Origin of the sequence: Variovorax paradoxus (genome assembly GCF_024734665.1) — a bacterium.
Taxonomy (GTDB): Bacteria; Pseudomonadota; Gammaproteobacteria; order Burkholderiales; family Burkholderiaceae_C; genus Variovorax.
The window spans coordinates 1649630-1664773 of record NZ_CP102931.1; the positions used below are offsets into that span (position 1 = coordinate 1649630).

Consider the following 15144-nt stretch of genomic DNA (forward strand, 5'->3'; position numbering starts at 1 on the left):
CCTTGTGTCGAAGATAGGCGCTTGGTACACACCGGCGAAGAGCCAACGCGGCACGACTCACAGGGCCAGAAGGGGCGGGTTTGCCCCGTTGTGCAGCAGGGGCGTGCGCCACTTCGGTGAATGCGCGCAGGCGGTGCGCCTACTTCTCGTCGCGCAGCCAGTACCACTTGTAGAGCATGCGCTGGCCGATGCGCCGGAACGGCGCGAACGCGCGCGACTCGACCACCCCCAGCACGTTGGGAAAGGGCAGCGGCGAGCGGTAGATGGGCAGCTCGAACACGTCCTTGCCCGAGTCCTTGCCGGCCACGCGCTCGGCCAGCCGCTTGCCTGCCCAGGTCGAGAACGACACGCCGTTGCCGCCGTACCCCACTGCGTACCAGATCTTCTTGCCGGTATCGGGCTGCGTGATGCGCGGCATCATGTCGTGGCTCATGTCGACCCAGCCCCACCACGAGTAGTCGATGCGGATGCCTGCCAGCGGCGGGAACTTGCGCGCGATGGCGTCGGTGAGCAGCTTCAGGTGCACCGGGCCTTCGGCGTCGGCGCCGCTCACCGCGCTGCGGCTGCCTATCTGCAGCCGGTTGCCCTTGAGCAGCCGGTAATAGAAGCGCAGCGTGCGCGTGTCGGTCAGGAAGGTCTGCGACTTGAAGTTGGTGGCTTGCAGCTCGGCATCGGTGAGCGGACGAGTGACCACCGAGTTCGACAGGATCGGCATGATCCGGTTCTTCAGCAGCGGGTTGAGCGCCTGCCCCGTGTAGCCGCCGGTGCACACCGCCACGCGGCGCGCGCGCACCACGCCGGCCGGCGTCTGCAGATGGTGCACGCCGTCGATGGTCTGCCAGCCCTGCACCGGGCTGGATGTGTGCACCGTCACGCCCAGCGCGCGGGCGCGCCGCATCAGGCCGAAGGTGAACTTCAGCGGGTGGATGCCCACGCCTTCGGCCTCGTACATCGCGCCGACAGTCTCGCGCTCGTCGCAGTAGTCGTGGCGCACTTCCTCGGCGCTCATCATGCGGGTGGCGTAGCCGAACTTCTCGCGCATGAGCCGTGCTTCGGCGTCGAGGCCGGCGAGCTTTTCGGGGCGGTGCGCGAGGTAGAGATGGCCGCCGTCGTAGGCGTCGCAGTCGATCTGCGTGGTGAGGTGGCGGAAGTTCTCGAAGCCGCTGCGGATCTCGGCGTCGAGCCGCTTGGCGGTGTCGAGGCCCCAGCGTTCGATCCACTGCGAGCGCTTGAGCCGGCCGCTCGCGTTCTGGCCCTGGCCGCCGCTGCGGCTGGAGCAGCCCCATGCGGCCTGGTTGGCTTCGAGCACGGTGGCGCAGATGCCGTGTTCTTGCGCGAGGTAGAGCGCGGTCGACATGCCGGTGGCGCCCGAGCCGATGATGGCCACGTCTACATCGATGTCGCGCAGCAGCGGGCCGTCGTCTTCCGGCGGCTCGCCGGCGCTGGCCACCCACCAGGTGGGCGCGTAGGCGCGGCCTGCGCCGGGGTCGGGGGCGCGCAGCGGGTCGTACTGCGGGTCGTAGGGGCGGAAGGGGGCCTGCGGCGGCTGTTGCTCGAACGCGGCGGCGTCGATGGCCGCGCTGGCGGTGGCCGTGGCGGAGGCGAACTGTACGGTGCCTGTCATGGTCATGAAGGGCTCCAGGAGAAGGGGAAGAAGAGGGCCGGAAAGAAGTGGGCCGAGGCGTGCGTGCCTTACTTCGCGGCCGGCAGGTTCGGGCGTGCTTTGCGAAACACGTTCTTCAGGTGGATCTTTCCGCCCTTGAAGGTGAAGACGTCGATGCCGTCGGTCTCGATGCGGCTGCCGTCAGCGGCGGTGCCGGTGAAGGTCCACTGCGAGGTGCCGAAGTCGCCGTGCACGAAGTGCTGGCCGTTGATCCATTGCGCATCGGGCACGGCCTGCCATGCCGCGGCGAAGGCCTTGCGCACCGCCTCGGTGCCAACGTGGCGGGTGCCGCAGGCGTCGGGGCCGGCGGCGGTCTGGAAGATGCAGTCGGCCGTCATGAAGCTCATGAGGGCGTCGATGTCGTGGCGGTTCCAGGCGTCGCTGAAGGCGGCAAGGGTGTCGGTGGTCACTGAAGTGGAAGGCATTGCGGTCACGCGGGAACTCCGGAAATTGATGCGGCAAGAGTAGGCAGCCGCCTGCCGACGCGATAGGGCCAGTTGGGAGGATTCGACCGAGCCAGAGCACCACGAACCGTGTGCGCTGCCCTAAACTGCGGCGCACCATGCCCCCGAATCCGCGAGCCACCCAGTGGGCGCAGCTCTTCGCGCTGCCCGATCAACCGGCGCTGCCGCTGCAGGCCCGTTTGCGCGCCGCCGTGGTGCAGGCCATTCTTGAAGAGCACCTGGCGCCAGGCGCGCCGCTGCCTTCGTCGCGCGAGCTTGCCGCGTTGCTGGGGCTGAGCCGCAACACAGTCACCTCGGCCTACCTGCAGCTCATTGACGAAGGCTTTCTGGAAGCGCGTCCGCGCAGCGGCGTGTTCGTGGCGCACGATGCCCGTCCGCTTTCAGCTGTGCATGCCGAGCCGCTGGTGGGCCGCAGCGGGCAGGCGAGCCAGCCGCCCGACTGGTCGGGTCGCGTGCTGCGCTCGCTGGTCGACAAGCCCACGCTGTCGAAGCCTGACCGGTGGCGCGACTATCCGTACCCTTTTGTCTACGGCAACTACGACCCGCAGCTCTTTCCCACCGAAGACTTCCGCGAGTGCTGCGCGCGCAGCCTGGCGCGCTCGCAGCTGCCGCACTGGACGCCCGACTTCGAGACCGACGACGTGCCCGACCTGATCGAGCAGATCCGCACGCGGTTGTTGCCCAAGCGCGGCGTGTTCGCGCTGAAGGAAGAGATCCTGGTGACCATGGGCGCGCAGCACGCCTATTACCTGCTGGCCGAGGCGCTGTTCGACGAGCAGACGCGAGTGGGGCTGGAAGAGCCGGGCCATCCGCATGCGCGCAACAGCTTCTCGCTGCGGCAGCCCAAGTGGGTGGATGTGGATGTCGACGAAGACGGGCTGGTGGTCGATGCGCTGCCCGCGGCGGACTATCTTTTCGTCACGCCCTCGCACCAGAGCCCCACAACCGCGACGCTGAGTCTCGAACGTCGCCAGTGGCTGCTGCGCAAGGCCGAGCTGCAGGACTTCGTGATCATCGAGGACGACTACGAGGCGGAGAACCTGTACGAAGGCACACCGATGCCCGCGCTCAAGAGCCTGGACAAGACGGGGCGGGTGATCTACGTGGGGTCGGTGTCGAAGAGCCTGTCGCCGGCCCTGCGGTTGGGCTTTATCGTGGCGCCGCGTGCGCTCATCAAGGAGCTGCGCGTAATTAGGCATGCGATGGTGCGGCACCCGAGCGCATTCCTGCAGCATGCATATGCGCTGTTTCTCTCGCTGGGGCACCACGAGTCGCATGCGCGGCGGGTGAACCACGCGATGCAGGAACGGCTTGCCCTGGCTGCCCAGGCGCTGCGGGACCATCTGCCCGATTTCGAGTTCCGGCTGCCTTCTGGCGGGGCTTCGATCTGGGTGCAGGCGCCGACCTGGGTAGATGCCACGGAGCTGTCGCTGATGGCGCGCAACCATGGGGTGTTGATCGAGGCGGGCGATGTGTTCTTTGCGAAGCCGCCGTATCCGTGTCCCTTCTTCCGGCTGCGACTGTCGTCCATTGCGGCCTCGCAGATTCCGGCGGGGATCCGGGCCTTGGGAATAGCGGTGGAAGAACTGGCCCTGGCGCGCGGCGAGAAGCGGCCAGCGGGCGGACGGACCCACTGATCGACTGAAGAGCTCGGGAGAGGCAACGCCCCGTCTGAGTGCCATGTGCACCAGAACAAGGGTATTCACCCATCGGCTGGCTCCATGCCCGCCCCGGTGCTGGTACTTCCTGGCTGGATGCGATGCGTGCAAAGTCGCTGCGAGATTCACCTACTGGAGAAACCCGATGACCATGTCCCGCCGTCTCCCCCTGCAACTCGCCGTGCTGGCCGCCACGCTGGCAGCCTTGTGCGGCACCGCTTCCGCACAGCAGGCCAAGGAAGTCACCTTCGCCCACCAGGACATGCTGGTGCCGCTGCGCCTCGTCATGGAGTCCGGCGAGGTCGAAAAGGCCACGGGCTACAAGATCAACTGGCGCATGTTCGCGGGCGGCGGCGACGTGATCCGCGCGATGGCTTCAGGCGACGTGCAGATGGGTGAAACCGGCTCCAGCCCGCTGACGGCCGCGGCCAGCCAGGGGCAGGACATCAAGCTGTTCTGGATCTCCGCCGACATCGCGAATGCGGAAGCGCTCATCGCGCGCAATGCATCGGGCATCAACAGCATGAAGGACCTGGCCGGCAAGAAAGTGGCCACGCCCTTCGTGTCGACCGCGCACTACCAGCTCATGGCCGGCATGAAGATGGACGGCGTCGACCCCAAGAGCGTGAACGTGATGAACATGCGCCCGCCGGAGATCGCGGCTGCATGGGAGCGCGGCGACATCGACGCCACCTTCATCTGGGACCCGGTGCTCTCCAAGATCAAGGCGAGCGGCAAGACCATCGCCACATCGGGCAGCATCGGCAAGCGCGGTGCGCCCACCTTCGAGGGCATCGTGGTCAACGCCAAGTGGGCAGCCGCCAACGAGCCCTTCATGATCGCCTTCGTGAAGGCGCTCAACCGCGCGAACGAGGAATACAAGGCAACGGGCAAGAGCTGGACGCCCGACTCACCGCAGACCAAGGCCATGGCCAAGTGGACCAAGGCCGACCCGAAGGACGTTGGCGCGGCCATGGCGCTGTACACCTTCCCGACGATGGCTGAGCAGGTTTCGCCGACGTGGCTGGGCGGTGGTGCTGCCAAGGCGATGGCTAACACGGCGGCCTTCCTGAAGGAGCAGGGGCGGGTGCAGGAGGTAAAGCCTGATTACGGCGCGTTCGTCACTACTACCTACGTTGAGAAGGCGATGGGCAAGTAGGGGGCGCTCACGCCGACGGCGTGATCGATGGACGCAGCGTTTGATCGGCCGGCACAACGGCAGCGTCCATGTGCGAATGGCATCGGGTGCTCCCCGCAGCGAAATAAAGGAGGAGCCGAAGGCGGGGGACATTCGCGGAGGGGAGTACCCGGTGTCATTCGCACGCCCCCCGAACAAACGAACAGACGAACAGAAAACGGAGATCTGAAATGCCCACGCTAGACATCCGAGACCTGACGGTCAACTACGCGGTAAAGGGCGGCACGCTGCAGGCGCTGGCCCCCGTCAACCTGACGATGCATGACGGCGACTTCGTCGTAGCGCTAGGTGCCTCGGGCTGCGGCAAGACCACGCTGCTCAACAGCATCGCTGGCTTCCTGCCACCTTCGACCGGCGAGATCCTGCTGGACGGCAAACCGGTAGTCGGCCCCGGCGCCGACCGCGGCGTGGTATTCCAGAAGCATGCGCTGATGCCCTGGCTCAACGTGCGCGACAACGTGGCACTCGGCCTGCGGCTGGGGGGAGTGGGCAAGGCCGAACGCGACCGCATCGCCGAAGAAAAGCTGGGCCTCGTTGGCCTGCAGAAATACGCCGACCGCGCCGTGTACGAACTCTCCGGCGGCATGCAGCAGCGCGTAGGCATTGCGCGCGCACTCGCCAGCGACCCCGCCGTGCTGCTCATGGACGAACCCATGGGCGCGCTCGATGCCTTCACGCGCGAACAGGTGCAGGAGATTCTTCTACAGGCCTGGTCCAAGTCGAACAAGATGGTGTTCTTCATCACCCACTCGGTGGAAGAGGCGCTGTTTCTCGCCACGCGGCTCATCGTGATGAGCCCGAGCCCCGGGCGCATCTCGCACGTCTACGACGACGTGCCTTTCTCTCGCCAGTACCTGTCGCACGGCGATTCGCGCAAGGTGAAATCCGAGCCCGAATTCATCCGCATGCGTGAAGAAGTGCTGTCGATCATTCATCATCGCGAGGTTGCCCATGTCTGAGGTGTCGATCGCATCCCCCGTCGCCATGACGCCACCGCCTTCCAAACCCGCCGCATCGCCCGCACCAGCAGCAGGCGCCAAGCTCAAGACCAGCGCCTTCAAGGTGCCGGGCGAAGGCTCGAGCGTGACCATCAGCATCGTCACCGTAGTGGCGCTGGTGGCGCTGTGGTTCATCGTCACCAACATGGGTTGGGTCAAGCCGCTGTTCCTGCCCACGCCGCAGGCGGTGTTCCAGCAGTTCTACGAATATCTCACCGGCCAGGCCAACGACAAGCCGCTGTGGCAGCATTTTCTTGCCAGCATGTTCCGCGTGTTCTCTGCCTTCTTCCTGGCCTGCGCCACGGCGATTCCGGTGGGCATCGCGATGGGCATGAGCCGCTTCTGGCGCGGCATCTTCGATCCGCCGCTGGAGTTCTACCGGCCGCTGCCGCCGCTGGCGTACCTGCCGCTCATCATCATCTGGTTTGGCATCGACGAGCTGCCGAAGGTGCTGCTCATCTTCCTGAGTTGCTTCGCGCCGCTGGCGCTGGCTGCGCGCTCGGGCATGCGCAGTGCCTCACAGGAGCAGATCAACGCGGCCTACTCGATGGGCGCGAGCTACATGCAGGTGATCCGCCACGTGATATTGCCGTCGGCGTTGCCCGACATTCTGGTGGGCATGCGCATCGCCATCGGCTTCGGCTGGACTACGCTGGTGGCCGCCGAGATGGTGGCGGCCAACATGGGGCTGGGTCAGATGGTGCTGAACGCGTCGAACTTCCTGCGCACCGACATCGTCATCATGGGCATCATCGTCATCGGGGTGGTTGCTTATCTGTTCGACCTGCTGATGCGGTGGCTCGAGCGACGTCTGGTGCCCTGGAAAGGGCGCATGTAGTCGGCGCCATGTGTACGGGCTGCTGTGGTGGCAGCGCCGGGCCTTCGGCCAGCGCGCCCATCGATTGCTCCAGGAAGTCGAGCATGGCGCGCATCGCGGCGCTGTTGTGGCGGCGTTGCGAGTACGCGGCATACAGCCAGTGCTCGCGCGGCATGTGCTCGCGCAGCACCGGCACCAGTGCCCCGCGCTCCAGGTGCGACTGCGCCAGCGGCTCGGGCACATAGGCCACGCCCACGCCCCGCAGCGCCAGTTCGATCAGCGCCACGGCGTCGTTGGCTTCCATGCGGCTGTGCACGGGCACGTCGTACGGCTTGCCATCGGTCTCGAAGGGCAGGTGAGTGGTCGGCTTCGCCGAAAAGCTCAGCACATCGTGCCGCCCCAGGTCTTCGGGCGTCTGCGGCATGCCGCGCTGGGCCCAGTAGCCTGGCGTGGCGCAGACCACCATGTCGAACTGCACCAGCCGGCGCACGATCAGGTTCATGTCGTCGATGCGCCCGCCCGTCAGGTGGATGTCGATGCCTTCCTCGATCAGGTCGAGGTTGTCGTTGGTGAACACCAGGCTCACGTACACGTCGGGGTAGAGCTTGATGAACCCGGCGATCACATCCGAGAGCCAGCCGGCGATAAGCCCGTGCGGCGCGCTCATGCGCAACCGCCCGCGCGGATGCGAGCCGTGGGCCTGCAGGTCGTTGAGGGTGTTCTCGGCCATCGTCACCAGCTGCGTGCTGCGGTCGAGCAGCACCTGGCCGGCATCGGTGAGGCTCAGGGAGCGGGTGGAGCGGTTCAGCAGGCGCACGCCGCTGCGGGTTTCGAGCTCCGCCACATAGCGGCTCACCGTGGCTTTCGACATGCCCAGCGAGATCGCCGCGCGGGAGAAGCTGCGCCGGAACGCGACTTCACGGAATGTTTTGATGAGATCGAGGCCGTCCATGGTGGAGGCATTGTTCCAGCATCGGGGATGAGGCCGTGGGGTGTAGGGGCATACCCAGGCCTGGATCGGACTTCACGCGAGACGGCTTCCGTGAAGATCGACACGAGTAGACTCCGCGGCTTTTCCTTTCTGCAGGGGAGCGAGCTGCGATGGCTATCTTGGACGCCGGCCCCTACTTCCACGGTACGCGGGCGGACCTTCAGGTGGGCGATCTGCTCACGGCCGGCTTTCGGTCAAACTACGACGGCCGCGTCGTCATGAACCACATCTACTTCACCGCCTGGCCCAAGGGCGCCGGGCTGGCTGCCGAAATGGCGAGGGGCGACGGCCGTGGCCGCGTCTACATCGTCGAACCCACGGGCGCTTACGAAGACGACCCCAACGTCACCGACAAGAAGTTTCCGGGCAATCCCACACGCTCGTACCGCAGCCGGGAGCCGCTTCGGATCGTCGGCGAACTGGAGACCTGGGAATCCTTCGATCCGGAGTACATCCGGCAGCTCAGGGAGCGCGTACGCGTTGGCATGGGAGAGATCATCAACTGAATCCCGCCTGCCGTGCCCGCGCCGGGTAGCGAACGGAAATGGACTGGGTTGTTGACCGTCTTGGGCCTCTCGGCGCCACTGCTGTGCGGCAGAATTTGGCTAGGAGCGCTCCCTCGCGGCCGACGTTCGAAGCTGAGGCAGGCAGCCGCAACGAGTTCAACCCACAGGTCTACGGCAGTTGGTCATTTTGGATCGATGACATCAAACTCGAACTGCACCGGAGCGGAGTCTTCGACGTAGGCGCTGATCAGGTAGTGGCCGGCAGGATCGCCATCGGCCACGTCCCAAGACTTCGAAATGGTGCCGTCGTAGATGGTCAGGGTCACGTCCAGCGAAATAGTCTTGCGATCAGCCGACGTACCGTAAGGCTGGCCACCGCTGCCCCACGTCTTCGGGGTTTCCGGCAATGTCACGCGTTCGAGAACGCGGACCTTGCCAGATTTCTGGTTGAGTTTCAGGATCCAACCGTAGTTTTGGTTGATCGCCCGTGGCACGGTGTTCGAAACCTTGAAGTCCAGCACGTCGTTGTTGAGCGCGAGCTTGAAGAGCCCAAAGACCGCATCGAGCGGGCACGCTCCATTCGCTGTCGGGGCGACGGCGCAAGCTTTGAACACGGCGGCATTGGATTCAGAAATGGATCCATGCGATGCGGCGCCCGTTGTTTGAGCGCCAATGTGGGTGCATGCGACCGCGGCGAAAAGAACAAGAAGGTGGCGTAAATTTTTCATGGCGGATGAGGCTCAGCAAGCGACTGTCAAACGATCAAACCTTGCATGTCTTATGGCATAGGTTGAGCCAGGAGTAAGCTCGACCTTCGATGCGAGATGCGCCCGCCATGCTCTCCCGGTGAAACGCAGCAGCAGGATTGCCAGCGAGACCTACTTGAATGTAAGGCTCAAGGGAATCCGGCGGAATCCTAAGCGTCCGCTTTCGAGAGCGTCGCACATCCGCTTTCGGCCCTTTGCGCAGACTTCCCGTGCGGCCACAAGCGGCCAATCGCGAAAGGCTGCTTCGGCGATGCTCTATCCTCATTCAAGAGGTGTGGGATCGCTAACTCGGAGGAGTAGGCGATTGACGCGCGCAGCCTTCGCCGCTTAGCATCAATGCACCTTCCGCCGTCGACGTGTCATGAAACGCCGTGAGTTCGTTCTTGTTGGCACTGCGCTCGCCTCACTCGGCGGGGCAGGGTGCACCCATTCGATCGAAGGCTTCGCCGCGAAAACCTCGCGAGACGATGGCTGGAACATCGCCGCGGGCGACGACAAGCTCGTTGACACCATCGCGCTGAGCAAGATGGCCGATCGGCTTGCGGCTTCGCGCGCGAACATCCACGCCGTGCTCGTCGTGCATCGCGGCAAGCTCGTCTTCGAGCGCTACCTGCAAGGCAGCGATCAGGTGCCGACCAGCTTTTTCGGCAGCCGCGTGGAGAACATCGTCTTCGACGCCAACACGCGCCATGCAATGAAGTCGGCGACGAAGAGCGTCGCGTCGCTCGCCGTCGGCATTGCGATCGACCGGGGGCTGATCCATGACATCGACGAGCCGATCCTTAGCTTCTTCCCCGAACTCGCAGACCTGCGAACGCCAGAATCGGATCGCCTGTTGCTGCGGCACGCGCTAAGCATGACGCTCGGTCTCGAATGGATCGAGTCAACGCCCGCGACCGGCGATCTCGCGAACGACGAAACGCGCATGTATTTTTCGGGAGATCCGTGCCGCTATGTGCTCACGCGCCGAACTGTGGCGGCGGCTGGGCAGCAGTTCTTCTACAGTACCGGCGCGCTGGCGCTTGTATCAGCGATCCTGCATCGGGCCACCGGCAAACCGCTCGACGAGTTCGCGCGAGCGAGCCTGCTGGAGCCCCTGGGCATCTCGGGCGAAGAATGGAGCCGAATGGGCAGAGACAGCGACGCCGGCGGAGGCCTTCGCATGCGTCCACGGGACATGGCAAAGATCGGACAGCTCGTGCTAGCGGGCGGGCGCTGGGATGGACGCCAGATCGTGTCGAAGGGCTGGATCGAAGCTTCCACCGCGTCGCTCATCAAGGCAACGGACGATCAGGACTACGGCTACCTTTGGTGGAGCGGCCATGCCGCTGCGCACCGACGAATAGTTCGCTGGATCGGTGCGCTCGGTCGAGGCGGGCAATCGATCCGCATCGTGCCCGAGCTCGATCTCGTCGTTGCCGTGACGGCAGGCTACTACCAGGACTACAGCCCGCAGGCATTCAAGTTGCAGTACGGCGTGTTCAACGATGTGCTGCAGGCTATCTCACCGTCCCGGTGACCCGGATACCGTGACTGGCGTCCGTGCTGTCAGCGCTTAATTGAACCGCGAAACGCCTACTACGGCGACTGGCCGCTTGGCGATGGCCCACGTTGCACTCGCTACATCCGCTTGAGGCCCCGCTCGGGCCGTCAACAGCCGAGCTTCAAGAGAAGGAAGTCCCTGCCAAGCCCGCTTGCAATCATGGCCGCAAGGCAGATTGGAAGCACCTTGGAGTAGAACATCAGCTCGGCTCTACCATCAACCTTGAAAGCGCCTTGTTCCTGGTCATTGGTTGAGAGCAAAGAGGTCGGGCCCTCGCGTCGAGCACTCGCTTGAAGCAGCGCTACGACCCAACCCACGCAGCCCAAAACGAAACAACCCGCAGCCTGCAGAAATACGGGCGTGACTGACCAATACGCAGCGGAACACTGTGCCGACTGGGGTGGAAGTACGTTGGACAAGACAACTGCGAGCGGAACCGAAAGACACAGTGCCCAAGCATTCAGTTTGCCAAATCGCTTGATGAACATAGTAGGTGAGCCGTTGGGATTGATGTTTGAGGGACCGGTTCTGGCCAGACTCGGCCGCAGTGACGAGGCGAGTCCATGAGTGCCCCTTCACGTGTCCAGCCTCCACACTCTGGTGACGTTCATGGTTTCATCCAGTTCGACCCAGAGGAGCGTGTTTGGCATATGAAGACCCGCCGGAAATTTGCCCGCGGGCACATCACGCGGAGCACCGCTAGCAGCAAGTCCATTGCCAGGATGTTTCGCAGCTCACTCCCTTGAGCTTGGTTGCGATGCTCCAGATGAGGTTGTCGCCCTCGACGACCTCCAGAAGCAGGATGCCGGACCACTGCGCCCGCCTTTACGAAGAAGCAGCCTCGTCCACCTGGGCTCGGATAGCAGCGAATGCGTCCGACGGATACGCCGAGCGAGAGATGGAACGCCCAATGACGATATGGCTCGCACCCCAACGAACGGCGTCGAAAGGTGTGGCTACTCGCGCTTGGTCATTCCGGGCATCGGTCTCCAACTGCGTGCCTGGCGTCACGATGAGCATCTCAGCCGGAAGGCGGTCGCGGAGCAGCCGCGCCTCTTGGGCCGAAGCGACCACACCATGGCAGCCGGCAGCAGCGGCCAGCATGGCCAGTCGGATGACTTGCTCTGGGACCGTCGCAGCCAAGCCAAGTTCCGTGAGGTCCTCGTCTCGCATGCTTGTGATGACCGTCAGGGCCAGAACGCTCAAAGTGGGGTACGGGCGAGCAGCTTCGACCGCGGCCCTCAGCACAGCAGAGCCGGCTGAAGCATGAACGGTGACCATCGAAGCCCCCAAAGCACCGGCTGCCGCCACTGCGCCGGCCACCGAGGTGGGAATCTCGTGGAGCTTTAGGTCGAGAAAGACTTCCTTGCCGTCTGCAATCAGCTTCCGTACCAAGGTAGGGCCTTCCGCAGTGAGCAGTTGAAGCCCGACCTTGTAGAACGGTGCCGATGGTCCAAGGCGCTCCACCAACTCGAGTGCTCGACTGGCCGAGTCGAAGTCGAGCGATACGATGATGTTGTTCTTTTGTGGCATCAAGAGGCGTGCAGAGTCGAGGAATGGCTTTGAAGGATCGGTTCTGGCCGATAGTACCCATCCGCGCTCTGCCGCCGAATGCCGGCAACCGCTGCGCACGCAACAGACATCAGATCCCCAGAGCGCAGCGTGTGATGCGGTCCCAGCCGACATACGCCAAGCACGCAGCCTACGACGCGGCAACGGCCTCCTTGACGAAGTCGGTGTAATTGCGCAGAGGACGTCCGAGGATGGCCTGCAGGCGATCCACGGCGCCGTCCGCGCCATGCATGCCGAACTTCTGGATCCCGGCCATCATCAGGCGCATATCGTAGGCAAGCCAGGACGGCGCCGATGTGGCCATCTGCGCTTCGAAGGCCGCCACGTCGTCTCCGCCGTAAGTCACTGCACGACCGAGCGCAGCACTCCAGATTTTGGCCACCGACTCTCCGGTCAACAGCTCGGGCCCGACCAGCTCCAGCGTCACGCGTGGTGACGGCGCGGTCGCGCGATCGCGGCGCAGCAGTTCGGCGACGGCGGCGTCCGCGATGTCTCGCGCATCGATCATCGCGACGCCCGTGGAGCCGATCGGCATCGGGTAGACGCCATAGCCCTGGATCACCTGCTGGACCATGCGCTCGTTCTGCATGAAGTAGGCCGGCCGAAGGATGGTCGCCGGAATGTCGAGGCTTTCGATCATTCGCTCGACCGTGTGCTTGCCGGTGAAGTGCGGCACATCGGTGAACTTGTCTGCATGGATGACCGAGAGGTAGACGATGCGCTCGATGCCGGCCTCGCGCGCCAGGTTCAGCGCGACGAGGGCTTGCGTCACTTCGTCGGGCGTGACGGCGTTCAGCAGGAACAGCGTGCGCACCGACGACAGTGCCGCGCGCAATGAGGGCACGTCGGTCAGGTCGCCGACGACCTCCTTGACGCCGGCCGGAAAGCTCTGCTTTCCGGGTGTGCGAACGAAGGCGCCGACTTCGGCGCCGGCACTGGCCAGGCCTTGGACGACGAGGGAACCGATGGTGCCGGTGGCACCTGTGACGAGAATACTCATGGAAATCTCCTGGGAGGTTGGTGGGGGATGAAAAGATCGATCAGCGCGAGAAGTCCGCAACGACCTTGCCGATGCGCGGATCGGTGCGATTGCGTTCGATGGCCGCAGGGATGTCGTCGAAGCGCACGACTTCGTCGAGCTTCGAGACCAGGGTGCCTTGGGCGATCTCCGCCACCAGCCGCTCCAGGAGGGCGGTGTCCGGCTTGGTCATGAACCACAGTCCGCAGCGGCCGGGGGGCGTGCGTGCAAGGATGTCGGGCGAGGACGTGCCGACGATCGCGCCGTCCTTCGTCAGCACCTGCCACGAGCGATCGAGCACTTCGCCGCCAACGTAGTCGAGCACCAGGTCGATGTCGCGCGCGACCGACTCGAAGCGTTCGGTGCGGTAGTCGATGACGTGGTCCGCGCCCAGGCTGCGCACGTACTCGACGTGGGCAGTAGACGCCGTCGCGAAGACTTCGGCGCCTGCCTGCTTGGCGTACTGCACGGCATAGCCTCCCAGCCCTCCTGCTGCACCATGAATGAGGATTCGCTGACCTGCGGCGATCGGACCTGTGTGGTGCAGGCTTTGCCAGGCGGCCACGGCCGCGACGGGGACGGCGGCCGCATGAACGTCGTCCAGGCCTTGCGGCGTGCGCACGAGCTTCGCCTCGTCGACTGCCACGAACTCGGCATAGGCACCCAGGCCGCCCAGCGGGCCCATGACGCGATCGCCCACGCGAAAACGCGAGGCGTCGGAGCCAAGCGCTTCGACAACACCTGCAAGCTCGATACCTAGCACGGCGGGCAGTTGAAGCGGGAACGCGTCCCGGACGAAGCCTTCACGAATCTTCCAGTCGATGCCGTTCACGCCGGCCGCCCGGACGCGCACCAGGACCTGGCCTTGTCCGGCCGTGGGCCTCGCGGTCTCGGCGACCTCGGCGGCGGCAGCACCGCCGTAGGCCCGGATAAGCACAGCGCGTTGAGTGATGGTGGTGGTGGTCATTTCAGTTTTCTCCTGTTGAAGTTGCGGTAAGGAGAAGATTAGGTCGTTGCATTGTTAAAACAAAGATCAGAAAATGAAGACACCTCGTTTCAATTACGGAACACCATGGATCTGAACGCACTGAGCGACTTCGCGCTCGTCGCAATGAACGGCGGCCTGGGAAAAGCAAGCCGCGCGAGCGGTAGATCGAAGGCGACCTTGTCCCGGCGCATCGCCGATCTGGAAGAGCAGCTCGGCGTACGGCTCATCGAGCGCAGCGCCCGCGGGCTCAAGCTCACCGAAGCCGGGCAGATGCTGATGGACCGCACCGAAGGGCCGATGCACGAGGTGGCCGACGCCATGACTTCCGCGCGTGAGGGCTTGTCGGTGCCCCGCGGACGCTTGCGCATCGCTTCGCCGGTGCTGTTCTCTCAACTGGCGATGGGCCGCATCTCCGCCGAGTTCTGCACCGCCTACCCCGAGGTCGCCTGCGAGGTGGTGGCGGACGATCGCCTGGTCGACCTCGTCGAGGAGCAGTTCGATGCCGCGATCCGGATCAATCCAAGCCCGGACAGCAGCCTCGTCGGCCGGTGTTTTGCCAAGGACAGGCTGGTGGTCGTGGCCGCGCCCTCCGTGCCCGTGCCTACGCCAGGCAAGGTAAGCCCGGTTCCCGGCATCGTTTCAACGAGCTTTCAACCGACGAACTGGACGCTGGACGACGGACGCCTTGTCCTGGAGCCGATTCCGAGGCTCAGACTTTCCTCGTTCCTGATGATTCGCGACGCTGCGATCGCCGGCGCTGGCGTCGCCCTGATGCCGCAGTCCATCGCGTGGAACCAGTTGACGCGCGGAGAGCTGGTTCAGTGGGGCATGGTTTCAGGCGTGGAGGTCGCGCTCTGGGTCCTGCATACGTCGAGACGACTCCCTGCACCGAAGGTTCGGGCGTTCGTCGATTTCATGTGCGCGCAGTATCCGCAGGGGTCTCTCGTACTGAACGGCTAGG

14 protein-coding genes are annotated in these 15144 nt (G+C 64.6%); 7 read left to right on the forward strand and 7 right to left on the reverse strand.

From position 1 onward, the window contains the following. Positions 1–139: 139 nt before the first annotated feature. Entirely contained in the window at positions 140–1630 is a 1491-nt protein-coding gene (locus NWF24_RS07680) for an NAD(P)/FAD-dependent oxidoreductase (protein WP_258353671.1), read from the reverse strand. A gap of 62 nt (positions 1631–1692) precedes the next feature. Beyond that, positions 1693–2088: a nuclear transport factor 2 family protein gene (locus NWF24_RS07685; RefSeq protein ID WP_093058459.1), complete on the reverse strand. Its 396-nt coding sequence runs from the start codon at positions 2086–2088 to the stop codon at positions 1693–1695. A gap of 137 nt (positions 2089–2225) precedes the next feature. Between NWF24_RS07685 and pdxR the strand changes: the two genes are divergently transcribed. From pdxR to NWF24_RS07705, 4 genes are all read left to right on the forward strand, one after another. Then, on the forward strand, positions 2226–3764 hold the full coding sequence (pdxR, locus tag NWF24_RS07690; protein WP_258353672.1) for a MocR-like pyridoxine biosynthesis transcription factor PdxR: 1539 nt from the start codon (positions 2226–2228) through the stop codon (positions 3762–3764). 166 nt (positions 3765–3930) lie between these two features. After that, positions 3931–4944: a taurine ABC transporter substrate-binding protein gene (gene tauA / locus NWF24_RS07695; RefSeq protein WP_258353673.1), complete on the forward strand. Its 1014-nt coding sequence runs from the start codon at positions 3931–3933 to the stop codon at positions 4942–4944. A 209-nt stretch (positions 4945–5153) separates the two neighbouring features. Beyond that, positions 5154–5942, forward strand: a complete 789-nt coding sequence (locus NWF24_RS07700; protein WP_258353674.1) for a taurine ABC transporter ATP-binding protein — start codon at positions 5154–5156, stop codon at positions 5940–5942. A gap of 25 nt (positions 5943–5967) precedes the next feature. Next, complete coding sequence (locus NWF24_RS07705) at positions 5968–6819, forward strand: ABC transporter permease subunit (protein WP_258353675.1); 852 nt, start codon at positions 5968–5970, stop codon at positions 6817–6819. Here NWF24_RS07705 and NWF24_RS07710 read toward each other — a convergent pair. Then, positions 6737–7750: a LysR family transcriptional regulator gene (locus tag NWF24_RS07710; protein ID WP_258353676.1), complete on the reverse strand. Its 1014-nt coding sequence runs from the start codon at positions 7748–7750 to the stop codon at positions 6737–6739. The two genes, NWF24_RS07705 and NWF24_RS07710, sit on opposite strands and share 83 nt — an antisense overlap. Positions 7751–7899: 149 nt before the next feature. Between NWF24_RS07710 and arr the strand changes: the two genes are divergently transcribed. After that, positions 7900–8295, forward strand: coding sequence for an NAD(+)--rifampin ADP-ribosyltransferase (arr, locus tag NWF24_RS07715; protein ID WP_258353677.1), 396 nt, complete (start codon positions 7900–7902; stop codon positions 8293–8295). Positions 8296–8477: 182 nt separating this feature from the next. Here the strand turns inward: arr and NWF24_RS07720 are convergent, their stop codons facing one another. Continuing rightward, a complete protein-coding gene (locus NWF24_RS07720; protein ID WP_258353678.1) occupies positions 8478–9023 on the reverse strand; it encodes a hypothetical protein in 546 nt (181 codons plus the stop codon). Between the two features lie 400 nt (positions 9024–9423). On the opposite strand from NWF24_RS07720, the gene NWF24_RS07725 reads away from it, so the two are divergent. Further along, a complete protein-coding gene (locus NWF24_RS07725; RefSeq protein ID WP_258353679.1) occupies positions 9424–10581 on the forward strand; it encodes a serine hydrolase domain-containing protein in 1158 nt (385 codons plus the stop codon). An 849-nt stretch (positions 10582–11430) separates the two neighbouring features. Here NWF24_RS07725 and pyrF read toward each other — a convergent pair. The 3 genes from pyrF to NWF24_RS07740 all read right to left on the reverse strand — a co-directional run bounded on the left by pyrF (position 11431) and on the right by NWF24_RS07740 (position 14162). Beyond that, positions 11431–12138, reverse strand: coding sequence for an orotidine-5'-phosphate decarboxylase (gene pyrF, locus NWF24_RS07730; RefSeq protein ID WP_258353680.1), 708 nt, complete (start codon positions 12136–12138; stop codon positions 11431–11433). Positions 12139–12307: 169 nt separating this feature from the next. Then, positions 12308–13177 (reverse strand): NmrA/HSCARG family protein, encoded by an 870-nt coding sequence (locus tag NWF24_RS07735; protein WP_258353681.1) that lies wholly within the window; start codon positions 13175–13177, stop codon positions 12308–12310. 40 nt (positions 13178–13217) lie between these two features. Further along, positions 13218–14162 (reverse strand): NADP-dependent oxidoreductase, encoded by a 945-nt coding sequence (locus NWF24_RS07740; RefSeq protein ID WP_258353682.1) that lies wholly within the window; start codon positions 14160–14162, stop codon positions 13218–13220. A gap of 105 nt (positions 14163–14267) precedes the next feature. Here NWF24_RS07740 and NWF24_RS07745 point away from each other — a divergent pair, with 105 nt between their 5' ends. Continuing rightward, entirely contained in the window at positions 14268–15143 is an 876-nt protein-coding gene (locus NWF24_RS07745) for a LysR family transcriptional regulator (RefSeq protein ID WP_258353683.1), read from the forward strand. Position 15144: the final 1 nt, after the last annotated feature.